Genomic DNA, 25400 nt, shown 5'->3' with positions numbered 1-25400 from the left:
AGTGAGCGTTCACCAATTTTATTAATTTTTATAGTATCCTACATTTTAATAGAGATACTAAGAGATATATTATAATTTTATAGTAAAAATTTTGCTAATTAGCTATTAGTGGAGAATAAAAAAGGAGTATAATGGATATTATAGTTGGAAGGAACAGGTGAAAACAATGATAGAAGAAAAAGATAAAAATAATATTAATTACCAACCAAGAATGTTTGTTGGTACCGATGACTTCAAGGCATTATTACTAAATAGCGATATATTTGTTGACAAAAGCCTAATGATTAAGGAGTTATTAGAAGATAGTGGAGCAGTCACACTCATTACCCGCCCAAGACGTTGGGGTAAGAGTCTGAATATGGATATGGTTAGGAGATTTTTTGAAATAGAAGTAGGTGAGTATGGCAATCCTCTGCCACAAGAACAAAGAGTGAATCATAAGCTGTTTAGCGGAGGAGAGGTGGATTTGGGTTTTGATGAGACTAAGATACTAAAGCCATTAAAAATTGCTAATGTAGCAAACTCTATGAAACGCCAAGGTCAGTTTCCAGTTATTATTATAAGTTTTAAGGGCGTTAGGGGAAGTAGTTATCAAGAAATTGAGGTGGGAATTAAAAGTCAAATAATTAATTTATTTGCCAAGCATCGTTATTTAGAGCGTTATATAAAACAAGATGAAAAATTATTGATTGATGCACAAAAGGAAATATTACAAAGATATTTTACAGGAAAGTTAATAGAAGATGACATTAAAAATAGTTTGAAATTTCTAAGCGATTTACTTTATAAACATTTTAATCAAAAGGTCTATATATTAATCGACGAATATGATACACCAATTAATAGTTCCTACATGGAATTTGGTCATAAAGAAGAATTTAATCAGGTACTTAAACTATTTCGGGCAATATTTGGCAATAGTCTTAAAACCAATGATTCATTACAAAAAGGTGTTATTACCGGCATATTGCGTGTTGCTAAGGCTAATTTGTTTTCAGATTTGAATAATTTAACTGAATGTAGTTTACTAGATGAAAGATTTTCTAGCAGTTACGGATTTACTCAAGCAGAAGTTGATGAACTATTAACTAAAGTACCAACCACTACAAAGCCAGAAGAGATTAAAAATTGGTATAATGGCTATAATTTTGGTGGAGAAGTCATTTATAATCCATGGTCAATTATGCAATGTTTGGCAAGTAAAGGCAAGCTTGATCACTATTGGATTGATAGTGGTGGGACTGATTGGATTGATCATGTACTGCTCTCAGACGAGATGCAACAAAATATCCAGGCTTTAGTTGCAGGTAAAACGATTACTTCTTCTATTACTAAACATATAAATTTTGCTGATATTAACAAACCAGAAGGGTTATTTAGCTTATTATTATTTAGTGGTTATCTAAATCCTGCAGCCAAGATGTCAGAACAAGATATTTACGAACTATCTATCCCTAATTATGAGGTAAAATATATCTACCAAAAAAGAATGGTGCAATGGGTTAGTAAACAATTAGATATTGATAATTCTGGCTATTATTCTTTCGTTACTTTATTACCAGATGGTAGAATAGAGGAGTTTAAGGAGCGTCTGCAGGAATTGTTACTTAATTCTACTAGTTTTCATCAAACAGGAGAGAAAAAAGCTGAATTATTTTATAGTGGCTTTATGCTCGGCTTTATTAATATGCTAGGTTCTAGTTATATAATATCAAGTGAACAAGAATCAGGGGATGGCAGAGCTGACGTTGTGATGATTCCAAAAATTGGCAAAGGTGATAAAGCGATGATTATCGAGTATAAAATCGCTAAATCCTCAGAAGAGCTAGCAGATATAGCTAAATCTGGTTTACAACAAATTATTAATAAAAAATATGATAGTAAAATAAAAGAGCATTCACACGTAAAACAAATATTAAAAATTTCGATGGCATTTTGTGGAGAAAATATGGAGTTGCAATATGAGGTAACGAAGCTCTAATAATAGAGCTTAATTACTTGGATAATAAGCAATTTATTATCTCCCGACCTCAGTGTTGTTGTGCCAAAGAGTGGCTGACAGAACAGGAAATGATAAAATTTCTAGGCACAACAAATTATTTATTTGTTCGAATATAAAAATTTCAAAATAATTGTCCTGATTTGAAGTAGTTGAGATTTAATCTTACATTTAGTAAAATAAACAAATTATTAAATAGAGATTAAAATGAATTTAAATCAGAAAATAATAAGACCAAAAATAGGATTAGTTGAACTAGCAAAAAGCTTAGGAAATGTATCTAGGGTGTGTCGTTACGAGATTTGAACCCACATTAGTAAAGCCCTTAAACAAAGACCCGCCATGTATGATTTTGTATTTTTAGCATATCTTGTTGCTATACCACGCCATTCTTTAAATTTTTGAAATGTATTTTCAATAATGTGCCTTAGCTTATATAGATATTTATCTATCTCTCTTTGAATCTTCCTGTTTCTTTTTGATGGTATTACAGGAATTATGTTTGCATTCACAGCCGATTCTATTATGGCGTTTGTATCGTAAGCTTTATCAGCCATAAGATGTTGTGCCTCCATATTCTGGATTAACTCACAAGCTTGAGTACAATCATTTCTGGAACCTTCTGTAACAATAATTCTGACCGGCATACCATACGCATCCACGGCCATATGTACCTTTGTATTGAGTCCCCTTTTGTGCGACTAACCGTTTGATTCCCGCCTTTCGCTCCAAGTCCTGCTTTGTGAGTTTTTATAAATGTAGAATCTATCATTAACCATTCAAAATCAGGAGCATTTATAAAAATATTTAGCAAATTCTCCCATATCCCATTATCACGCCATCTACAGAATCTTCTGTGTACATTCTTCCAATTGCCATAATCAGGAGGCAAATCTCTCCATGGAACTCCCGTTCTAAATATCCACATCACTGCATTTATAAAAGTTCTATTGTCTCTTGCAATACCTCCCCAACAACCTTTCTGACCAGGTAAATTACTTTCTATCTTATTCCAAAGCTCATCGCTTATATCATGTCTTCTATGTGCTAAACTCATTGCTTCTTATCGCCTATTTTTATTACTACAATTATAATAATAAATCACATAAAATTATGCAATCACAATCTCGTGACGATATACCCTAGGATCGTAAGCCTTCTATCAAAAATTTACTTCCAATAGAAGCTTTTTATAACCAAAATTAATTGGCAACTCGCGTTAAATAAGGATTTGACACTGGTTGAGTTTACTCCTCTTACTGGCAGGATGCACCAACTTCGATTCCATGCGAAAATGCTAGCTTGTTCCATATTAGGTGACAGAAAATATGGAACTTTAGAAGCAATAGCTTTATCCAAGGAGATGTTACTACATGCCAAAAAAATAATCTTACCTGAGAAAATATTTGGTAAAGAAATAATAATTGATACATCCTTACCAAGTTATTTCCGACAATATACTAACCTTTCCTGATACGAAAGGTTAGTAGTGTGAATTAATTAAAGTATTTTCGTTCTTTAGTTACTGTTTCATCTTCATTAGATGGTTTGTTATTTTGCCATTTTTTGGCAGATTCCCGTTTATTGTTATTAATATCAGCGTTATCTTTATAAGGCTCAGATTTATGATTAGTCGTAACGTTTGGAGTAACGGTAGCGTCAATATTTTTTATGGTTAACTTGGCTTTGCCTTTATTGTCAAAACCAATAAGTTTAACTTTTACCACATCACCATGTTTTAAAACACTAGACACAGACTCAATACGTTCCTTCGAGATTTCACTAATATGGATAAATCCATCACGATTACCTAAATAATTGATAAACGCTCCGGATTCTAATATTTTGACAACTGTTCCATTGAATATGCCGCCAATTTCAGGTTCAATGGCAATTAACTTAATCTTGGCAATTGCCATATCTAGCTTTTCTTTGCCTATCGCAGAAACGGTTACATTACCATCGTCACTTATATCAATTTTAGCTGACGTTGTATCACAAATTTCACGTATTACTTTACCACCAGGTCCTATAACATCTCTAATTTTATCTTTATCAATTTTAAAGCTATAAATACAAGGAGCGTATTGGCTAACATGGTTATTGGTTTTATTAATAGCCTTATCCATTTCTTGTAGAATATGAATACGACCACTCTTTGCTTGAACTAAAGCCTGCTTCATTATTTCAAATGTTACGCCAGATATCTTAATATCCATTTGTAGGGCGGTTATACCTTCCGTACCACCAGCTACTTTAAAATCCATATCTCCAAGATTATCTTCATCCCCAATAATATCAGATAAAATTACAAATTTATCGCCTTCTTTTATCAAGCCCATAGCAATACCTGCTATAGGGGTTTTGATCGGCACTCCAGCATCCATAAGTGCCATTGAACCACCGCAAATAGTAGCCATGGATGATGAGCCATTAGAGGCGGTAATTTCTGACACTACCCTAATGGTATAAGGGAATTGTTCTTTAGTTGGCAACATGCGGTTAATGGCTCTCCATGCTAGTTTGCCATGACCTATTTCTCTGCGACCAGGAGCCCTTACTGGCGTTGCTTCTCCTACTGAATAAGGAGGGAAAATATAGTTGAGCATAAAACGCTCTTTATATTCGCCGTCTAAACTATCAATAATTTGTTCATCTTGACCAGTGCCAAGTGTAGTAACTACTAAACTTTGTGTTTCTCCTCTAGTAAATAAGCTTGAACCATGTGTTTTTGGCAATATCGCAATTTCACAAGCTATGTTTCTTATGTCGGCAGGCTTTCTGCCATCTATACGAGTATTTTTCATTAATACGTCCTGACGCAGTACTTCTGATTCTACTTCTTTAAGAGCAAATTCAATTTGTGAGTTAGTAAGATTATTATTCGCAATATCTTCTGCAAAGTGCCGCTTAATTATATCATAAATGTTCTTTACCGCTAATAGTCTTTCTTGTTTTAATTTAATAGCAAAAGCCCGCTTAATATCTTCTTGCACTATGCTGCTAATTTGTTCTTTTAAGCTAGCAGGGAACAAGCTAGTAGGCTGTAATTTAGGCTTTCCAGCAATTTTTACTAAGTCATTAATCAATTCGATTACAGGCTGTAATGCCTTGTGACCAAACTCAATAGCTTCTAACATTTGCTCTTCGGACAATAGATCGGCTTCAGACTCAACCATCATAACTGATGTGTCAGTTCCTGCCACTACTAAGTCTAGTTTACTAGTCTTTAACTGGTTAAATGAAGGGTTTAGGATAAAATTACCATCTATCAAACCGACTCTGCTGGCTGCTACTATATGTTGATATGGTGCTGCAGATAAAGCTAATGCAGCAGATGCTCCAATAATTGCTAGTATATCACTATTACACTCAGGGTCATATGAAAGAACAGTACAGATTACTTGCGTTTCATTAAGAAAAGCTGGGTGAAATAATGGTCTAATTGGTCGATCAATCAAGCGTGAGACTAATACTTCTTTTTCCGATCCTTTACCTTCTCTTTTAAAAAACCCCCCTGGTATTTTACCAGCAGCAAATGCCATTTCTTTATAATGGATAGTAAGAGGAAAGAATCCTATTCCTTCTTTTGGCTCTTTGGCACTTACGGCAGTACACAATAAGACAGTTCCTCCCATTTTTACCATAACTGCTCCATCAGCTTGACGAGCAATTTTACCAGTCGTTAATTCAAGTGTTCTTCCACCTAATTCTATTGTTTTAACTATTTCTTCAAACATTCTTTTTCCTTATTTAATTAACAAAAAAACCCGGCTAATTTTTGATTCTTTAGCCGGGTTTTATTTTACTTTCTTATTCCTAGTTTATTGATCAACGACAAATATCTGCTTAAACTTTGTTTTTTGATGTAATCTAATAATCGACGTCTACGACCAACTAACATTAATAATCCCCTTCTCGAGGAAAAATCTTTGTGATTAGTTTTAAAATGCTCTGTTAAATTGCTGATTCTTTCAGTTAGAATTGCACATTGCACTTCACTAGAACCAGTATCATTTTCTTTAGTAGCATATTCTGCAATTAATTGTTGCTTACGCTGTGTTGTAACCGACATCAGTAATCTCCATGTTTATTTTATAGGTTAAATACTCGTAAAGAATTAAAGCAATTTTCACTCAAGCTACCAATTGCCAACAGAGAGTCTTGATATCGAATCCAAACTAATTCAATCTTTTCAAGACAATCAAAATAACATTTCTGACCATAAATAATTTTTTTAGCTTGGTCAGTAGTAGCATCAAGTACCAGGATGTCGTCCAGTACTGCTTCAATTTTTATACTTCTTTTTTCAAGAAATTCTTTTATTCCTTGATTTTGTTCATCAAGTTCTGTTAATTTAATAGCATTACATGCTGTAAATATTCCAACTTTAGTACGCTGTAATTCTAGCACAAATGCTAAACTTTTCAAGGATAAAGCAATATCTTCTGCTAAAGTTCTTACATACGTTCCCTTAGAGCATTCCACCCTATAGGTAGCTTGATTATTTTGATGATCAAAATTAAGACATTCCAAATTATATATTTGGATATTCCTAGGGGTTAATTCTACTGCCAAATTTTCTCGAGCTAATTTATAAGATCTAACACCGTTAACTTTTATAGCAGAAAAGGCAGGGGGACGCTGTTTAATCGTAGATATGAATTTTTTACAGATATTATGACAATCGGTTTCGTTAGGAATATGATCAGTAACAGCTATTACTTTACCTGAGGCATCTGCTGTATCAGTTTGTTTACCAAACTGCACCGTAAAAATGTAGGTTTTTTTTGCATCTACCAGAATTCGTACTAATTTTGTTGCTTCACCAATTGCCAAAGGTAATACCCCTTCCGCTTCAACATCCAAGGTTCCGCAATGACCAACTTTAACTCCTAAAAGGTTTTTTTTAACTATAGAAACAAGCTTTGCTGAGCTGATGCCCTTAGGTTTATAGATATTAAGCCAATAATTATTAAGATGAAACATTATTAGCATCCTTATATTTAGATTAGTAACTCACCTTACGCATAAATCCCGTGGCAATTTAAAAATTGTAGAAAAGTACAAGACGTCTATTAGCGAGACCACGCAAGTAAGTCGTGGCAATCCATGAAGCTTGTTATGTGGATTGCTTCGACCATTACATGGTCTTGCAATGACGATAATACCTGTATACAAGGCGTTATTGCGATGAACGGCTATAGTTAATTCAGGAGAAGTTGGTGACGTCGTCACTCGTCGCTCACCTATTACTTATAGGTGTCGCTCCATCGCTCCTGCTACCCAATCCTCCTGAATTAACTATAGTGACGAAACAATCCAAAAAAGTGACCATAAATTGATTACTTCTTGGCTTAAGCCTTCTCGCTAATAGACGTCTTGTACTTTAACTTTTTTTCTGTGAATGCTCACAAAGTTTGAGATATATGGTGCCGCTAGAAGGAATTGAACCTTCGACCACACCATTACCAATGGTGTGCTCTACCTCTGAGCTATAGCGGCATAGTTTTAGATTCTATAAAATATATGATCTTTTTGACATATTTTGTTTTATTGGTCAAGCAGAAATTTTAAAATTATTGAGCGTTTACGGTTTTTTGCTATTTTCTTATAATGAATAAAAGATCTGCTTGCCAAGTGTCTATTAGCGAGGAGCCGCTTTGCGGCGACGTAGCAATCTACTCACCAAACGTCATTGCGAGACCATGTAGTGGTCGTGGCAATCCATTAATCTTGCTTCGTCGCTACTAAAATAGCTCCTATTTATTATGTAACGATGTAAAAATGTTTTTTGCAAGGGTTTGGCTTATACCATTGACTTTAGATAATTCATCAATAGTGGCATCACATATTGCTTTATATGAGCCAAAATAATGTAACAAGGCTTTCTTTCGGGTGACACCAATTGAACTTATGTCATCTAGACTAGAAACTTTAATGGCTTTGGAACGGCGTAGCCTATGGTTTTTTATAGCAAAATTATGTGCTTCATCCCGCAAAATTTGTAAATATTTCATGACCGGAAGACTCTTATCGATTGTAAAAGCCTCTTTATTAGGCATATGAAATTGTTCACATCCAGCATTTCTGTCAGGTCCTTTTGACATACAAACAACTGGAATTTTAAGATCAAATTCTTTCATTATTTTTTGTACTACAGATAGATGCCCCTTGCCTCCATCGATAATCATTAAAGTTTTATAGTCAATTGATGAGAAGTTGGTACTTGCATGCTCATTTGGTAGATGTTCTTTTTTTAATCTAGTAAATCTTCTTGTTAAAACGATTCTTAACATCTCATAATCATCACCTTGGGAATTCCCTTGGGGAATAGATATATTAAAAATTCTATATTCTTTTTTATCGAAACCTGATTGGTTAGCAACAATCATGCTACCTACGGCAAATGTTCCCATAATGTGACTATTATCATAAACTTCAATTCTATCTGGTATGGTAGGCAGATCGAATAATTGTTGTATTTGTTGAAAGATAATTTGATTTTTAGCAAATTGTTTTAAATGCTGATTAAGTGATAACTGGGCATTAAACTCAGCATTTTCTAATAATCTTATACTCGAATGCTTTGAAGAATTGGCTCCGCAAAACTTCGGGGGATTGGCGTACTTACATACTTCATCTACGCTCCGCTCGCTCACCCCTTGTTTATTGTCCCCATTCTCCAGATCATTCGAGTATAGTCTGATGTTAAATTTGCTATTCCCACTCAATTGTCTAATAGCCTTGGTTACTAATTCTAGATCAATGATAGGATGGTTTATAATTATCTCATTCGGAATTTGAGCATTTTGATAAAATTGATTTATAAATTGTGTCAATATTTCTGATTTATTACTGTCCTCCGTATGAAACGGAAAGTACGCTATATTCCCATAAGACTGACCAAATCTATATACAAATAGCTGAATACAATAATAATTATTCTTTTCAACAATAGCTATAACATCAGCGTTTTTAATAGAATTACTAGATAAAGTTGATTTTAGTTGGATATAACTTAGCGCTTTTATTCGGTCTCGTATTTCGGCAGCTTCTTCAAAACGTAATTGTATACTTAATTCTTCCATTTTGTGAGATAAAGTTTTTTGTAATTCTTTAGTTTTACCATTTAAGAAATTCTTTACTTGGCATACTAGTTCACTATAATTTTCTTTACTAATTTTCTCAACACATGGGGCAGAACATCGACCAATTTGGTACTGTAAACAAGGGCGTTTGCGATTGTTAAAATAATTATCACTACAAGACCGTAATTTAAAAATTTTCTGTAATTCTTTTAAGGTAGTATCGACTTGCTCTGAGGAAACAAATGGACCAAAAAACTCGCCACCAGATAAGTTCTTTCCTCTATATTTAATTAATTGTGGGTAATCAACATCTAAGCGTAATTTAATATAAGGAAAAGACTTATCATCCTTAAGTAATACATTAAACTTAGGTTGAAATTTTTTAATTAACTGGGCTTCGAGCAATAAAGCTTCAACCTCAGAATTAGTAACATTATACTCTAAATAATGCGTTAGAGAGATCATTAATATTGTTTTATTATCAAGATCAGTTTTAATATAGTTAGTAAGACGTTTTTTTAGATTCTTAGCTTTGCCTACATAGATAACTTGCCGATCAGCTTTCAGCATTTTATAAACTCCAGGCAGGCTAGGTGCATTCTCGAGGTGATATTTTATTAAATCACTGCCTATAAGTTTAGAATTTTGTAACATAACCGAGCCTTTTTCTAAGTAATCCTATGCAAAAAACTAACAAACTACACATAGTACCAATAAAGACACCCTTTAGTCGAAAATTACTAGCAAAAAAATATGTCCAAATGCAGAAAGAGGAGGCTCCACTTAATCCGCATAGAATCATCATTCTTTGTGTTATAGTGATGTTGAAAAAGGCAAATATTAGAGGAACTAATATTATTGGTCCCCAAGACCCGGTGATAAACACTACTAGATCAATTACATTATCAAATTTTAAAGCGATGATTATGGCAAAACTTCCGATTACAACATTAGTAATTCTAGTAATTAGCAATAATTTCTTTTGATTCTGTATTTTAAAAATAGGAGTCAACAAGTCTTTCACTAGAGCTATTGAGGTAACATTTAAATCAGAATCAGCAGTAGACATGACTGATGCAAGTAAGCCAATTATCACAAAGCCTTGTAACCCTGAAGGAACTATTTGATCAATTAGGTGTGGCAATGCTAAATTAGAAGAGTAGTCGGGGTAAAGATTATAGGCGATTAACCCATTTAAGGTTATAAATATTAAAAATATAGCATATATACTTGATTTTATATATATAGCATTACTAGTCTTTTTGGCATTATTGTTAATTAAAGCTCTTTGAATAAAAATAGGATATAAGTTCATTACATAAAATCCTAGCATAGCAGTTATCGTATTAATAAATAGCTCACTGGCAAAATTATTATGATGAATAAAATATACTTTTTCAATAGGTAATTGGTTGATAAAATCACTAATACCAATTTTGTTAAGACCACATATTGCAATAATTGGCAAAGCAATTATCATCGCGAAGAATTGTAGTAAATTAGTAAACATAATTGATTGTAACCCACCAATAGTTGTGTAGATAATAACAATCCCATAACTTAATAGAGTTCCTTCTAAGTAGTTAATTTTTAAAATATATTGAAAAATATATCCACTAACACTAATTTGGGCAGCAACAAAGCCTATAGATACCATAATAGTTGTGATGCCAGCAATAAAACGTCCTGTTTCTCCATAATATTTTGCCATTATATCGCCAACACTTTCTGCTCCATAATGTTTAGTTATTTGGGGTACAAGATAAATAGCTATTAGTATATCGACTGGTATAGAGAGTATCAGTCCATAACTATACGATAAATCACCAGAAAAAGCTTTTTCTGCAATACCCAAAGTAGTAGCTCCGCCAACCGATGAAGTAAAAATAGTTGCAACTAATAATATCCTGCTATTTTTAATCTTGTCTTGAACGGTAGCATAATTGGCAAAACCTCTAAGTCTAGATCTATAGTAGATACCAATAACAAGTATCGATATCAAATATAGTAATACAATAATATTATCAATGGTCATTACTAATTATTTTTTGTTGAATTGAAACTCAGACATACTTCGTATAACCTGAATTAGTGTCGAATAAGTACCCATCATGCTGTCATTGCTAGGAGGCATAAGCCTCCGAAGCAATCCATTTCTACTCGTTTTCTGGATTGCTTCGTTGCTACTAAAGTAGCTCCTCGCAATGACTCTGAGGTTAAATACTAATCAGATTTATAACGTTACCAACTTCTCATCAATTGACTATAACAGATTTTTTTGCTCCACTAATAGCTGTATTCATTATTTTTATGATATTGCTTATTTTTATCCCGAATTGAGGTTAGATTATGAGAAATGATAAATACTACAAGATCGTTTATTATCTTCGAGTATTTGTAGATGAATTTTAGTTATAGGTGGCGGTAATATTTCTTCAATTATTTCTGGCCATTCAATTAGACAAATATTGCCCTGCAAGGCTTCTTCTATACCTAGTTCATAAATTTCTTCTAAATAATTTAAACGGTAGAGATCAAAATGATAAATCATAAATTTTGAAGTCTTGTAGATTTGTAGCAAATTAAAAGTGGGGCTGCTGATATTAATATCAGATTCACAAAAATGCTTTATAATCTCTCGACAGATAAATGTTTTTCCACAACCTAAATCACCTGAAAAAGTTATAATTTTATTAGACTCTAAATTTTTAGCGATAGTTTGTGCAAACGATATAGAGTCTTGTTCGTTATTTAAAATAACCGACTCTTTTTGAAACTTCATTAAGCCTTCAAATTTTGATGTTTAATCCACAAGTAAGTATAGTCTAACATATTAATCCTATAAATCAAATATTAACAGTGTTTATTCTAATTCCTCGATTCTGTTGAATTCAACTAACTATTTAATTAATGGTTTGGGAATTACCCGATTTTCTAAAGGGCCAGTTGGTTTAGCTGGTTCTAATAATTTCGGAGTTAAAATAAATTTAGTCTTTTGTTCAATAGGTGAAAGGGTAACATGAAAATTATGCGGTTGTTGAATTACAGCATATTTATCCCATTCCGGATAAGCTCTATCTAAATTTCCTTTAGATTCATTAGGACCATAAATTTCAATCTCACCAAATTGATATTTTTTCAGTGGAAATAATTCATTTATATAAAAGAAATCATTGGGAAATCTATGTAGTGTTCTAAAATTACTATATAAAAACTTGTCATCTTTTTGCCGGAAGATAAAAATATCTATACAAACCTTAGAACATATCGTGTAAAAACTTTGATGACGAACTTTATAACCTAACTCTGTGAAATCCGTTAATATATCTTGTAATCTGATTTCATCAGCATGCATTATGCCAATATCTAAGTCATCATCAAAAGGTATAATACCTTGGTGTCTTACTGCTCCAAGAAGCGTGCCGCTCTCAATCCAATAATTTATGTTATGTTTAGTCAATATTTCATGAGTGTCTTTCATTAATTGGTATAAGTGTAGGGCTGTATCTGCACTAATTGTATATTTCTGTACTTGTTGGTCGGTAGGAGTCACATACCTCCATTGGTGATCATAAAACTCTACATAACCTCGATACAAACCATAGATAATTATAATTATCCCAACTACTTTAAAGAAAAATTTATTAGTTTTTTTATTTTTTTTGTGCATACAGGTTTCTTATATTTATTTTTAGTAGACTTGTCATATATTTTATACTATTAATTGAATTAGTTGGAAATTAATACAATTAATAGCGATGAAAATAAAACCAGTAATTATGGCTGGTGGTCTAGGAACAAGATTATGGCCATTATCGAGACAAATGCAACCTAAACAATTCATCAAAATATTTGATAATTTTAGTTTAATCCAAAAAACTTTGATTACCAATAAAACTTTAGGCAAACCAACTTTAATAATTGCTAAGGATTATGAATCAATAGCACAGGAGCAACTTAGAGAGCTAAATATAGAAGCAGATTTAATAATAGAGCCTGTGGCTAAAAATACAGCATCATGTGCGATTATATCAGCTATTCAAGCAAAGAATAATGGCTATGATACGATTATATTGCTGCCTTCTGACCATTATATACACAATGTTAATAACTACTTAGATACTATTAATAAATCTTTGAATTATTTGGCAAAATTTGGTATTTGTACTATTGGCATTAGACCTAGTTTTGCGAATAGCGAATATGGTTATATTAAAATAAAGAAGTTATTAGCAGATGGAATTTATAAAACTGAACAATTTGTAGAAAAGCCTACTATTCAACAGGCACAAAATTATTTAGAAGAAAATGACAAATATAAAAATAGCAAATATTTTTGGAATTCAGGAATTTTTATTTTTAATATAGATTTTATTTTAGAGCAGGCTAAATTATGGCAAAAGGAACTACTTAAACATGCATATAAAGCGTATTATTTTGCAACTAAAATTGTGGTAATATAACTCTTGCTTTAGAACCATATCTACATATTACACCAATTTCTTTAGACTATGCTATAATAGAAAATATTAGGCAAATGATTATGATAGAAGCCAATTTTAGTTGGAATGATATTGGTAATTGGCATTCTTTATGGCAAATGCAAGAGAAAGACACAACCAATAATTACTGTGAAGGTGATGTGATCAACATTGATAGTACCAATTCATATATTAGCTCTAATAATAAGCTTACTGCGGTAATAGGAATGGATAATATAATAATTATTAATACTAAAGATGCGTTACTGATCGCAAATAAGTCAGAAATCAGAAAAATAAAGCAGCTGGTAATAGAAATGACCGAAATTGGACGAAAAGAAATATTATGAACTTGCGTGAGAATATAAAAAATTATGTCAGCAATTTTCAAGAAGAAAATGAGTATAAACAAAGGATGTTAGACTTTTTAGATAATTGTGAAAATCCTTTTAGTAGAGAGACAAAAGAAGGGCATTTTACTAGTTCAGGATTTTTGCTTAATTCTAGTAAAACAAAATTCTTATTGATGCATCATCGTAAGTTGGGTAAATGGTTGCAGCCAGGAGGGCATTGTGATGGTAATAATGATCTTTTAGCTGTAGCAATTAAAGAGGCTCAAGAAGAATCTGGAATTTTAGATATTGAGGCAGTTTCTAAACAAATTTACGATATAGATGTTCATTTTATTCCTACTATAGTCAATTCAGGAGAATTTGGGGCTAGGAGCGATGGAGCGACGCCTATAAGTAATAGGCGAGCGATGAGCGACGACGTCCCCAACTTCTCATCAATTGACTATAATGCTAAAGAGCAGGAGCATTATCATTATGATGTGAGATTTTTATTAAAAACCGTTTGTAACGATTGTTTTGTAAAAAATGCCGAATCACATGATTTAAGATGGCTAGATTTTGCTGGCAATCACCAAGAACTCCTGCTGGATGATTCAGTAAAAAGGATGATCAAGAAATATATCCAAATAATAAGTTAAATTAATGGTAGCAAAAAAGTTTTATAGAAATAAGGAAGATTTTATTTGTGAGATGTGTGGTGAATTTATCCAAGGCAATGGTTATACTAATCATTGTTCAATATGTTTCTACAGTAAGCATGTAGATATTAATCCTGGCGATAGGGCATCTGGATGTAATGGGCTAATGCAACCAATTTCTTATAAAATAGATGGTAAAAAAGGTTTGGTCTTAACCCATAAATGCCTTAAATGTCGAGAATATAAAAATAATAAGCTTGCTGATACTGATAATATGGAAAATTTGCTAAATATTTTTAATTATAAGTTATTTTTGCAAAATTGAAAAATTTAGATTAGTGAGTAGTATATAATATGGTATACTTCAAATAATTTGAATTATATAGTCAATTCAGGAAAATTTGGGGCTAGGATCGACGACGTCACCAACTTCTTATCAATTGACTATAGAAGAATATATAATTTTGACATAATGTAAAACTATAATATGAACATCAATGATAAAACTTACTATAGATGATATTGAAATTGAAGTAGAAGAGGGTACAACCGTATTTCGTGCCTGCAGCAAGCTTGGTATAGAAATCCCCCATTTCTGCTTTCATGAACGTTTGAAAATTGCTGGTAATTGTCGTATGTGCCTGGTAGAGATGGAAAAATCCCCCAAACCTATCGCCTCTTGTGCTACGCCTGTTGCCCCAGGTATGGTGATCCATACTAATACTATCGGCGTTAAAAAGGCTCGTGAAGGGGTAATGGAGTTTCTATTGATCAATCATCCTCTAGATTGTCCTATTTGTGACCAAGGAGGTGAGTGTGATCTACAGGATCAAGCATTTAAATATGGTGGAGCACGTTCTAGATTTTTGGAGAATAAAAGGACAGTCAAAGACAAATATATGGGACCTTTGATTAAAACCCAAATGACTAGATGCATACAATGTACAAGATGTATAAGGTTTGCCACTGATATTGCTGGAATTGAGGAAATAGGAGCTCTTTATAGAGGAGAGCATATGGAAGTTACCTCTTACCTTGATCGTAGTCTTGCTTCAGAGTTGTCAGGCAATATTATCGATGTTTGTCCAGTTGGAGCATTAAATTCAAAGCCTTATTCTTTTAAAGCTCGTAGTTGGGAATTAAAGAAAACTGAATCAATAGATGTATTTGATGCCCAAGGTTGTAATATCAGGATCGATAGTAGGGGGGAGGAAGTAATGAGGATATTACCTAGGGTTAATGATGACATTAATGATGAGTGGATATCCGATAAAGCACGATTTGCTTATGATGGTTTGAAATATCAAAGGTTAGATTCTCCGTATATCAGACAAAATGGTAAATTAGTTGAAGCCTCTTGGAATGACGCTATTGCCCTAGTAGCACAAAAATTACAATCGCTTGCCGGTGATCAAATGGCGGCGATCGCTGGAACACTCGCCTGTACCGAATCAATGTTTTTATTAAAAACATTGTTACAGAAGCTAGGATGTAATAATTTTGATAGTAATCAATTTAATTATAAAATAGACCGATCTAGTAGAGGAAACTATCTATTTAACACAACGATTTCTGGACTTAAAAAAGCTGATCTTGCTTTGTTAATTGGGGCAAATATTAGGCAAATAGCTCCAGTCCTTAATGCTAGTATTGGTATATTACAAAGAGAGGGTAGGTTAAAAATAGCTCGAATTGGTAATATTAGCGATCAAACTTATTCTATCAATGAATTAGGGGCTAGCCCTGAAATAATTAAAGCAATAATATCAGGAGACCATCAATTTTCTAAGGAGTTGGCAGCCGCAAAAAATCCAATAATAATCATTGGTGATGGAGTATATTCTCGGGAGGATGGTTATGCTATTTTGGCACTCATTCATCAGATGGTGGATAAATATAAGATAGTTAGAGAGGATTGGAATGGTTTTAATATATTGCATAACCATGCGTCAATGGTCGGTAGTTTAGATATAGGTTTTAGCCCTAAAAATTCTAGTGCTAAGGGTGGTGGTAATGGGGTTTATGAAATCTTACAAAAGGCAGAAATAGGTGATATCAAATTTGTCTATTTACTAGGTAGTGATGAGATTGATATGAGTAAAATCAAATCATCTTTTGTTGTATATCAAGGGCATCACGGTGATAATGGAGCAAATGCAGCAAATGTTATTTTTCCTGCTAGTAGCTATACAGAGAAAGATGCTATTTACCTAAATTTTGAAGGAAGACCACAATATGCTAGGGCGGCAACTAATCCAGTAGGACAAGCAAAAGAAGATTGGCTTATTATAAATAACCTAGCCAGTGGTTTAGGGCTAAATCTTGGTATGAATAATTTAGTTGAAATAAGAAATAAGTTGGCAGCAGAGTTTCCAGTATTTGACAATATTTCTGAAATAATGAGTGGTGACTTTATAAAATTTACCTCTACAGATAAATTACTTAACTATGATATAGTTACTAAACCGATAAATTATTACATGACAGATTCAATTAGTAGGGCATCTATTACTATGGCAAAGTGTTTGGAATCAAAACAAGAAAGGGAAAAAGTTGCATGATATCGTTATTTCAACAATATCTATTGCCGTTAATTATTGTGGCATTGAAAGTCCTATCTATCACTATTCCTCTTTTGCTGTGTGTAGCATATCTTACCTATGCTGAGCGAAGAGTAATAGGTTTAATGCAGTTAAGAAAAGGTCCAAATGTCGTTGGATATTTTGGGTTGTTGCAACCAATTGCTGATGCAGTAAAACTATTATTTAAAGAAACAATTATACCAAAGCAAGCTGATAAAATATTATTCACCTTGGCTCCTATGGTTACCTTTGTGCTTAGTTTAATTGGTTGGGCAGTGATACCTTTTGATAAAAAACTGGTATTAGCTGACATCAATGTTGGTGTTTTATATATTATGGCAATCTCATCATTGGGGGTTTATGGTATAATCATAGCTGGTTGGGCAAGTAATTCGAAATATGCTTTCCTTGGGGCTATTCGTTCGTCGGCTCAGATGATTTCATACGAAGTATCTATAGGGTTGGTGATTGTTACTGTACTTTTAACGACTGGAACTCTTAATCTTTCAGAAATCATAGAAAGGCAACAATTATTGCCTTGGTGGGTTGATTTGATGTTGTTACCTATGGCAGTAATATTCTTCATATCAGTACTTGTAGAAACTAATAGATTGCCTTTTGATTTATCAGAGGCTGAATCTGAACTGGTTGCTGGTTATAATGTTGAATATTCTTCGATGGGTTTTGCCTTATTTTTTCTTGGTGAATATGCTAATATGATTTTAGCTAGCGGTATGACCACAACATTCTTCTTAGGTGGTTATTTCCCGCCTTTTGGCATTAAATTCTTGAATTTTATACCAGGCTTTATTTGGTTTATAGTAAAAGTTGGGTTGTTATTATTTTGTTTCTTATGGATAAGAGCGACATTACCTAGATATCGTTACGATCAGTTAATGCGTTTAGGTTGGAAAGTATTTTTACCTTTTACTTTATTTTGGGTGGTGTTAGTATCAAGTGTTTTAATGTTTACTGGTAATTTACCAAACTAGCTAAAATAATTCACCTTACGCATGGCATTTAAAAGTCATAGGGAAAACAACCTGACACTATTAGCGAGGTGCCACTGGTGGTGGACGAAGCAATGAATGTGGATTGCCACGACCTACTTGCGTGGTCTCGTAATGGCGTCTTGTACTTAATTCTGCAATTTTTTAATTGCCACGGGGTTTATGCGTAAGGCGAGTAAGTAATGAATGCCTTTATTAGTTAATTTATAAATGAATTTTATAGGAGAATTTTATGGGAACATATTTAACCGTTGGCATAGTGCAAAATATTGCAGTCGATAAGAGACGCATAAAGTATCCAGATATAACAGTTGAGCATATTACCAGGCGATTAAACGATGAACTAAATCTTGATTATTATAATTATAGTGAAGATAATGACGGATATTACTGGGAAATTAAACCACAAACTCTTGAAGGAAACCTAGTGGATTTTCTAGATGCTCAATTCCAAATGTACACAAGTAAAAAACATAGAAATATGCAAGAGGTTATTGAAAAATTAACAAAAACTAAGAACGGCGAAGAAATAATAAAATTAGCCGCAGATGAACATTTTGTTAATTTTCAGTTAGTTGAGCAAATAATTGAATATGTAGAGGTAATCCGTGACAACGGCTTTAGCGAGCATATCTGCCTATGTTACAGTTTAATCTCGTATTTTATGGATGGAAAAATCATCATGGAAGGTTACGGTGGGATGTTCAGATATTTTGAACATAATATACGTTTGCAAAGAGAAAAATACCCTTTAGCAGATTGTATAAAAGTCATGATTACTAGTTAAAATAAATATAGAGTTAGATTTATGTCAAATATTAGTCCTAGGGTTGATATTGCCTTTAAAAAAATCTTCGGAGTTGAAGAGAATAAGGATTTGCTTATTTCGCTGATCAATTCGATTGTATCTAGAGAAGACCAAGTAACAGAAGTACAACTTCTCAATCCATATAATCCAAAAAATTTCAAGAGCGATAAATTGTCAATTTTAGATATTAAAGCTCAAGGAAAAGATGGCAAAAGATTTAATATCGAAATGCAAATTACTGATGCGGATGATTATGACAAAAGGGCTCTGTATTATTGGGCAAAGTTATATACTGAGCAATTAAAGAATGCAGAGGATTATGCTACTTTATCGAAAGCCATTGGTATTCATATATTAAACTTTACCTCTATTTTACATGAAAATAAATATCATAATGTGTTTCATATAGTAGAAAAAGATAGTGGTTTGTTATATTTCAAAGATTTAGAATTGCATACTATTGAGCTAAATAAGTTTACTAATAATCCGAAGGAACAGCTGACGGACATAGTAAAGAAGGTAAAAACCTCTCTTGATAGATGGAGTACTTTTTTAACGAGACATGATTTGCTGAACAAAGATAATTTACCTAAAGAGTTAAATGATGCTAGCCTAAAAAAAGCCCTGACAGTTCTGGATGTGATGAATTTCACTAAAGAAGAACGTGATTCATATGAAGAACACCTGAAATGGCTACGTATTGAAGCTAACACTCTCAAGAAAGCACGGAGGGAAGACAAAGAAGAAGGTAGAGTAGAAGGTATCCAAATTGGTGAAGCTAGGGGAGAAGCTAAATTAATAAAAATGATGATAGAAAATGGCAGTTCTATTGAGGAAGTAGCGAAAATGACAGGTCTATCTATTACCAGAATTAATGAATTATTGGAAAATAAAAATGACCCTGGATATCTTTTGTAATTAAATAAATTAACAAACTAATAAGAAAATAAATTGTAAAACATACTTAGTGCTACAAATTTTTGGTGTATAATGAAATGAAAATAATTAATTACCTGAAGTCTTTTTTGTTATTTGAAATAGTATCAGGGCTTAGTCTAACTTTGAGGTATTTCTTTAAACCTAAAGTAACGATAAATTATCCCTATGAGAAGGGGCGGATAAGCCCAAGATTTAAGGGTGAACATGCATTAAGGCGTTACGCTAATGGTGAAGAGCGTTGTATTGCCTGTAAGCTTTGCGAAGCAATTTGTCCAGCTCAGGCTATTATTATTGAGGCAAAAGAAAGAGCAGATGGTAGTAGGCGTACTACTAGATATGATATTGATATGACTAAGTGCATTTATTGTGGTCTATGCCAAGAAGCATGCCCAGTTGATGCGATAGTGGAAGGTCCTAATTTTGAATTTGCTACTATTAGTCATCAAGAATTGCTTTATGATAAAGAAAAATTATTGAAGAATGGTGATATGTGGGAGCAAGAATTAGCAATTAAGCTACATAATGATTATAAATATAAATAGTTACGGGTAGATAATTATGGAAATGTTTTTTTATTTATTTGCCGGGCTAATGGTTATAAGTAGTGTTTTGGTGGTCATGAGTAAAAATCCTGTTTATTCTGTGTTATGGCTGATCTTTACTTTCTGTAACAGTTCAGGGCTAATGATTCTATTAGGAGCAGAATTTTTAGCAATGATGTTGGTTGTAATATATGTTGGAGCGGTAGCAGTATTGTTTTTGTTTGTTATAATGATGTTGAATATTCGTTTTGTGGATATTATTGTACAATTCAAAAAAAACTTATTGATCAGTATGACTGTAGCACTCATTATGTTTGCTGATCTTGTTTTGATAATTTGCTTAGGTGTACAAGGTATAGTGTTAGATAATATGGACTCTTCAGAGATAGCTAACCATACTATAGTCAATTCAGGAGAATTTGGGGCTAAGAGCGATGGAGCGACGCCTATAAGTAATAGGCGAGTGACGAGCGACAACGTTTCCAACTTCTCATCAATTGACTCTAATACTCATGCTATTGGGCAGGTACTATATACTGAATATATGTTACCTTTCCAAATTTCAGGTATTATTCTATTTATGGCAATGATATCTTGTATTACTCTAACTATTAGGCATCGTAGTGGAGTTAGGAGGCAGGATATTGCCAAGCAACATGCTAAAAACAAGGATAATTGTATATTAATGGTTAAACCGCGTTTAGGTGAAGGAGTGGAAGAAATTCAATATGATTAGTACTATTACTTTGGAACATTATTTAATTTTGTCGGCACTGATTTTTAGTATAGGAATGGTCGGTTTGTTTATGCATCGTAAGAATGTCATAACAATTCTGATGTCGATTGAATTGATGCTGCTAGCTGTCAACATCAATTTTGTCGCATTCTCTGCTTATGCCCATGAGATATCGGGTCAAATTTTTAGTATAATAATCTTAACAATAGCAGCTGCCGAAACTTCTATAGGTCTTGCAATATTATTAGTTTATTTTAGAAATAAAGGTTCGATAGAGCTGAGTGATATGAATCAGATGAAAGGGTAATTTTAGGAATTGGTATGGTAAATGCATTAGCAATATTCACGGTAATGTTACCATTAATATCTGGTATGATTAATGGTTTGTTTTGTCAGTGTTTTAGCAAGAAGCAAGCAGCTTGCATTGCCACTATTGCAATAAGTTTAGCGGCAATATTCGCTAGCTTTATATTTTATAATGTGGCAATAAACAAAGCCATTATTCATCTAATTTTAGCAAAATGGCTAGTAATTGGTGAGATGAAGATAGATTGGGCAATTTATGTCGATCAGCTGACCGCTATTATGTTTATAGTGGTTACTTGGATTTCAGCGGTGGTACATATTTATTCTCTTGGCTATATGGCAGATGATGAAGGGTTACCTAAATTTCTATCATTTTTATCATTATTTACCTTCTTTATGCTAGCTTTGGTATCAGCCGATAATTTTGTCCAATTATTTTTTGGTTGGGAAGGTGTTGGTTTATGTTCGTACTTATTAATTGGTTTTTGGTATCAAAAAGAAGCGGCAAATAAAGCAGCAATTAAAGCCTTTATCGTCAATAGGATAGGGGATTTTGCCTTTATAGTGGGGATTATTACCATTATTGTTTATTTTGGGGTAGTTGATTTTGCTAGTGTATTTGATAAAGCCCAATTATTGTCTAATATACAATTGAGTATATGGGGTTTTACAGTATCGATAATTGACATAGTCTGTTTGCTATTATTCCTTGGATGTATGGGCAAGTCGGCTCAAATTGGCTTACATATATGGCTACCAGATGCTATGGAAGGTCCAACGCCAGTCTCAGCACTTATTCATGCTGCAACTATGGTAACAGCTGGAGTATTTTTAGTAGCTAGGTGTTCTTATTTATTTGAATATAGTGTAGGGGTATTGAGCTTTATTGCTATTATTGGCGGTATTACCTGTATATTTGCGGCAACTATTGCCATAGTTCAGAATGATATAAAAAAAATTATTGCCTATTCCACTTGTAGCCAGCTTGGCTATATGTTTCTTGCTTGCGGTGTATCAGCTTATAATGCTGGTATTTTTCATTTAGTTACTCATGCATTTTTTAAAGCTTTATTATTTTTATCAGCTGGTAGTGTTATTCACGCTTGTCATCAGCAAGATATTTTTAAGATGGGTGGTTTGAAAGATAAAATGCCAGTTACTTACTGTAATTTCTTAATCGGCTCACTGGCACTGATCGGTATTTATCCTTTAGCTGGATTTTATTCAAAAGATGCTATTTTAGAGCTAGCATATAGTAGCGGTGGGGTCATAGGTACTACAGTGTTTATTCTTGGAATTGTGGCGGCAATTTTGACTGCTATTTATTCTATGAAAATTATCTTATTAGTATTTCATGGCAAAACTAGATTAACTATAGAGCAATTTAATCACGCTCACGAATCACCCAATATTATGAATCTGCCACTTAATCTTTTAGTGGTAGGTAGTTTTGTTGCGGGGATGATAGGTCATTATATTCTTGCTCTTGACAAACCAAATGGTTATTTCCTTGATAGTATATTCAATATTCATATTTATCAAAGATTAGCAAATCATCCACCTATTTATATAAAATTATTGCCAATGGTTTTGGGATTAATGGGTATTGTTTTGGGTATTTATTTGTATAAGAATATTATTGATAAAGTGAAAATAACATTTATGAGGAAATTGTTAATACATAAATATTATTTTGATGAAGTGTATGACTTGCTGATAGTAAGATTAGTTGCCAACTTAAGTAAGCTATTGAATTTGATCGACCAAAGAGTCGTTGATAGATTTGGTCCAAGTAATTTTGCCAAAACAGTAAATTACTTTGGAATTTTGGTAAGTAGATCGCAAACAGGCTACATATTTAATTATACTCTATATATAGTTTTATTTGTAGTTGTCTATATTACTTTTTTTATAGTTTTACAGCAGATTCATTAAAATATAGTTTGTGTTGAATAGTAATTATGCTACAATATATATTATTAAAATTAATAGTATTGTTATAAATCCCAAAACGTCATTGCAAGGGAGCGACGATGCGGCAATCCAGGAAAATGATTAGAAAGGATTGCTTCTTGGCTTAATTTCTCGCTAATAGACGTTTTTTACTTTAACTTTTTTTTTGTGAATGTTCACACCCGATTAGCTATATTTGTACATAGGAACAATCATATGAAAATAATGTTAGACTTCGTAAAACCCATAATTTCACTAATACTCATAACCTTCATTTTATTAATTTGTAGTATATTTAATATGCAAACTCACGCAGACACTGTAAAAACAAATGAAAATAATCATTATCTCATTACACGTGATTATTACAATAGTTTGATCACCTCTAATACTCTTCCTATAGCAGAGCTTGGTATGTTGGTAAATATATTGCCCAAGGGTGGTGATATTCATCATCATTTTATCGGTGCTATTTATGCTGAAACTTTATTAGATTATGTTAAGAAGGAGGGATTTTGTATTGATCCTAACAGTTATGAAATTCTTAAAAAACCTACGAAAAAATGTATGACTGTAGATGAGATACGTGCTGATATACACAAATATAATCAGCTCGTGTCACTTTGGTCAATAGAAAATTTTAACAATCATTATCACAAACAGTTATCACCAGATGCCAGATTTTTTGATTGTTTTAACTATTTTGCTTGGTTAGAAGACTATATTATTAAAGATGGTTTGATAGATTTGAAGAATAGGGCAGAAGCAGAAAATGTGCAATATATAGAAACTATATTTCCTTTTGCTCCTATTAGTACAAACGTTGCTTTAGATGAGATTAATAAGTTAACAAGTAATACAGATGATCTTGCTATTAATCAAGTTTTAGCAAAAGCTACGTCATTATTAGATCAGGATAAAGTTATACACCAAGCTATTACTCACTATTCAACAATAGTAACAGATGCATCGAAAGATATTGACAATGATCACTTTACTCTGAGGTTTCAACCATATGTATTCCGTGAAAGTAAGCCATCTATGGTATTTTCTGGTTTGTATTCAGCCTTTTCTTTAGCACAAAATAATCCTAAAATAGTTGGGGTGAATATAGTCGGTACAGAAAACTCAGTTGTTGCGATCAAAGATTATATATTACATATGAAAATGTTTCGTTTTCTTAAACAAAAATTTCCTAATGTTAAATTATCTTTGCATGCTGGTGAATTAGCATTAGGGCTAGTTCCTCCAGAAGGGCTAAGTCATCATATTTGGGATGCCATATTGATAGCCGGAGCAAATCGTATTGGTCACGGAGTAGATATTATGCATGAATCTAATCCTTACCAACTAATAAGAACATTAGTGGAAAGGAATATACCTGTTGAAATTAATTTAAGTAGTAATGAATTTATTTTAGGAGTCTTAGGTGATGACCATCCTATCAAGCTATATATGCGTTATGGGGTGCCAATCGTAATCTGCACTGATGATGCAGGAGTATTACGCAATAATTTAACTCAAGAATATTTATTATTTATTAGTCGTTATAAGCCATCTTATGATCAATTAAAACAAGTCGTCTATAATAGTATTAAATATTCTTTCTTAACGGAAGAGGAAAAGAAAAAACAACTTAATTTGCTTGATAAAAAGTTTCTTCTTTTTGAAGAAGATATAGCTCTTCATAGCAGTTTTTTGATAGGGAGACTTCAGAACTCATTTGGAGAATTGGAACGTAAAATAAGGGGTGAGTGAACAGAGCGTACAACTAGGTTCTGTGAACAAAATTTTAATTGTCTAGATTTTGACTCTTTTTAGCTGCAAATGATAACATGTAGTCAGTAAAGAAAATTCAATTTTTAGACATTGTACCGCATACTAATCCCGTCTCGTAGCATAATTTTTTCTCCTCTCCATCTGGAAGATAAGACGCGAAGGTAGCAGGCTTCGTTTCTCCTA

General features: G+C 32.8%; 22 protein-coding genes, 1 tRNA gene and 1 pseudogene. 15 read left to right on the top strand and 9 right to left on the bottom strand.

Annotated features, from left to right (window positions below; all coding sequences use genetic code 11):
* Positions 1-166: 166 nt before the first annotated feature.
* A complete protein-coding gene (locus ACFELY_RS01570) occupies positions 167-1981 on the top strand; it encodes an AAA family ATPase (RefSeq protein WP_375334100.1) in 1815 nt (604 codons plus the stop codon).
* Between the two features lie 311 nt (positions 1982-2292).
* On the opposite strand, the gene ACFELY_RS01565 is transcribed toward ACFELY_RS01570, so the two are convergent.
* Positions 2293-3056 (bottom strand): IS5 family transposase gene (locus ACFELY_RS01565; RefSeq protein ID WP_375333451.1). Its coding sequence is split into 2 segments (ribosomal slippage): positions 2293-2699 and positions 2699-3056, totalling 765 coding nucleotides; the frame shifts between segments, so codons are not numbered across the junction.
* A 174-nt stretch (positions 3057-3230) separates the two neighbouring features.
* Here ACFELY_RS01565 and ACFELY_RS01560 point away from each other — a divergent pair.
* Positions 3231-3473: a hypothetical protein gene (locus ACFELY_RS01560; RefSeq protein WP_375333450.1), complete on the top strand. Its 243-nt coding sequence runs from the start codon at positions 3231-3233 to the stop codon at positions 3471-3473.
* A 22-nt stretch (positions 3474-3495) separates the two neighbouring features.
* Here ACFELY_RS01560 and pnp read toward each other — a convergent pair whose 3' ends face one another.
* The 8 genes from pnp to ACFELY_RS01520 all read right to left on the bottom strand — a co-directional run bounded on the left by pnp (position 3496) and on the right by ACFELY_RS01520 (position 12760).
* Positions 3496-5739, bottom strand: coding sequence for a polyribonucleotide nucleotidyltransferase (gene pnp / locus ACFELY_RS01555; RefSeq protein WP_375333449.1), 2244 nt, complete (start codon positions 5737-5739; stop codon positions 3496-3498).
* A gap of 65 nt (positions 5740-5804) precedes the next feature.
* Positions 5805-6074 (bottom strand): 30S ribosomal protein S15, encoded by a 270-nt coding sequence (gene rpsO, locus ACFELY_RS01550; protein WP_341749302.1) that lies wholly within the window; start codon positions 6072-6074, stop codon positions 5805-5807.
* Positions 6075-6094: 20 nt separating this feature from the next.
* Entirely contained in the window at positions 6095-6988 is an 894-nt protein-coding gene (gene truB, locus ACFELY_RS01545; RefSeq protein ID WP_341758836.1) for a tRNA pseudouridine(55) synthase TruB, read from the bottom strand.
* 441 nt (positions 6989-7429) lie between these two features.
* Positions 7430-7504 (bottom strand) — tRNA-Thr (locus ACFELY_RS01540).
* 257 nt (positions 7505-7761) lie between these two features.
* Complete coding sequence (uvrC, locus tag ACFELY_RS01535) at positions 7762-9744, bottom strand: excinuclease ABC subunit UvrC (protein ID WP_375333448.1); 1983 nt, start codon at positions 9742-9744, stop codon at positions 7762-7764.
* Entirely contained in the window at positions 9728-11125 is a 1398-nt protein-coding gene (locus tag ACFELY_RS01530) for a sodium:solute symporter (protein ID WP_375333447.1), read from the bottom strand. Before ACFELY_RS01530 ends, uvrC begins: the two co-directional genes overlap by 17 nt.
* Positions 11126-11437: 312 nt before the next feature.
* Positions 11438-11872 (bottom strand): tRNA (adenosine(37)-N6)-threonylcarbamoyltransferase complex ATPase subunit type 1 TsaE, encoded by a 435-nt coding sequence (tsaE, locus tag ACFELY_RS01525; RefSeq protein WP_094649111.1) that lies wholly within the window; start codon positions 11870-11872, stop codon positions 11438-11440.
* A 117-nt stretch (positions 11873-11989) separates the two neighbouring features.
* Complete coding sequence (locus ACFELY_RS01520) at positions 11990-12760, bottom strand: LicD family protein (RefSeq protein WP_375333446.1); 771 nt, start codon at positions 12758-12760, stop codon at positions 11990-11992.
* An 88-nt stretch (positions 12761-12848) separates the two neighbouring features.
* Here ACFELY_RS01520 and ACFELY_RS01515 point away from each other — a divergent pair, with 88 nt between their 5' ends.
* The 13 genes and pseudogenes from ACFELY_RS01515 to ACFELY_RS01455 all read left to right on the top strand — a co-directional run bounded on the left by ACFELY_RS01515 (position 12849) and on the right by ACFELY_RS01455 (position 25196).
* Positions 12849-13553, top strand: coding sequence for a sugar phosphate nucleotidyltransferase (locus tag ACFELY_RS01515; protein ID WP_375333445.1), 705 nt, complete (start codon positions 12849-12851; stop codon positions 13551-13553).
* 80 nt (positions 13554-13633) lie between these two features.
* Positions 13634-13921, top strand: a complete 288-nt coding sequence (locus tag ACFELY_RS01510) for a hypothetical protein (protein ID WP_239832631.1) — start codon at positions 13634-13636, stop codon at positions 13919-13921.
* The gene (locus ACFELY_RS01505; protein WP_375333444.1) at positions 13918-14562 is read left to right on the top strand and encodes a palindromic element RPE2 domain-containing protein; all 645 of its coding nucleotides are present in this window, start codon (positions 13918-13920) and stop codon (positions 14560-14562) included. Before ACFELY_RS01510 ends, ACFELY_RS01505 begins: the two co-directional genes overlap by 4 nt.
* A gap of 4 nt (positions 14563-14566) precedes the next feature.
* Entirely contained in the window at positions 14567-14887 is a 321-nt protein-coding gene (locus tag ACFELY_RS01500) for an RNHCP domain-containing protein (RefSeq protein ID WP_375333443.1), read from the top strand.
* Between the two features lie 172 nt (positions 14888-15059).
* Positions 15060-17123, top strand: a complete 2064-nt coding sequence (gene nuoG, locus ACFELY_RS01495) for an NADH-quinone oxidoreductase subunit NuoG (protein ID WP_375333442.1) — start codon at positions 15060-15062, stop codon at positions 17121-17123.
* Complete coding sequence (gene nuoH, locus ACFELY_RS01490; protein ID WP_094649104.1) at positions 17120-18136, top strand: NADH-quinone oxidoreductase subunit NuoH; 1017 nt, start codon at positions 17120-17122, stop codon at positions 18134-18136. Before nuoG ends, nuoH begins: the two co-directional genes overlap by 4 nt.
* 250 nt (positions 18137-18386) lie before the next feature.
* A complete protein-coding gene (locus ACFELY_RS01485; protein WP_375333441.1) occupies positions 18387-18941 on the top strand; it encodes a hypothetical protein in 555 nt (184 codons plus the stop codon).
* Between the two features lie 21 nt (positions 18942-18962).
* Positions 18963-19880: an Rpn family recombination-promoting nuclease/putative transposase gene (locus ACFELY_RS01480; RefSeq protein WP_375333440.1), complete on the top strand. Its 918-nt coding sequence runs from the start codon at positions 18963-18965 to the stop codon at positions 19878-19880.
* An 83-nt stretch (positions 19881-19963) separates the two neighbouring features.
* Complete coding sequence (gene nuoI, locus ACFELY_RS01475; RefSeq protein WP_341759858.1) at positions 19964-20443, top strand: NADH-quinone oxidoreductase subunit NuoI; 480 nt, start codon at positions 19964-19966, stop codon at positions 20441-20443.
* A 16-nt stretch (positions 20444-20459) separates the two neighbouring features.
* Positions 20460-21093, top strand: a pseudogene (locus tag ACFELY_RS01470) (NADH-quinone oxidoreductase subunit J); the annotation flags it as partial.
* A gap of 78 nt (positions 21094-21171) precedes the next feature.
* Complete coding sequence (gene nuoK / locus ACFELY_RS01465) at positions 21172-21486, top strand: NADH-quinone oxidoreductase subunit NuoK (RefSeq protein WP_250310654.1); 315 nt, start codon at positions 21172-21174, stop codon at positions 21484-21486.
* A gap of 14 nt (positions 21487-21500) precedes the next feature.
* A complete protein-coding gene (gene nuoL / locus ACFELY_RS01460) occupies positions 21501-23420 on the top strand; it encodes an NADH-quinone oxidoreductase subunit L (RefSeq protein ID WP_375333439.1) in 1920 nt (639 codons plus the stop codon).
* Between the two features lie 318 nt (positions 23421-23738).
* The gene (locus ACFELY_RS01455) at positions 23739-25196 is read left to right on the top strand and encodes an adenosine deaminase family protein (protein ID WP_375333438.1); all 1458 of its coding nucleotides are present in this window, start codon (positions 23739-23741) and stop codon (positions 25194-25196) included.
* Positions 25197-25400: the final 204 nt, after the last annotated feature.

The sequence above is a fragment of the Candidatus Tisiphia endosymbiont of Xenochironomus xenolabis genome, from assembly GCF_964264705.1.
Classification (GTDB): Bacteria; Pseudomonadota; Alphaproteobacteria; order Rickettsiales; family Rickettsiaceae; genus Tisiphia.
This window is presented reverse-complemented; position numbering and strand designations above follow the sequence as displayed.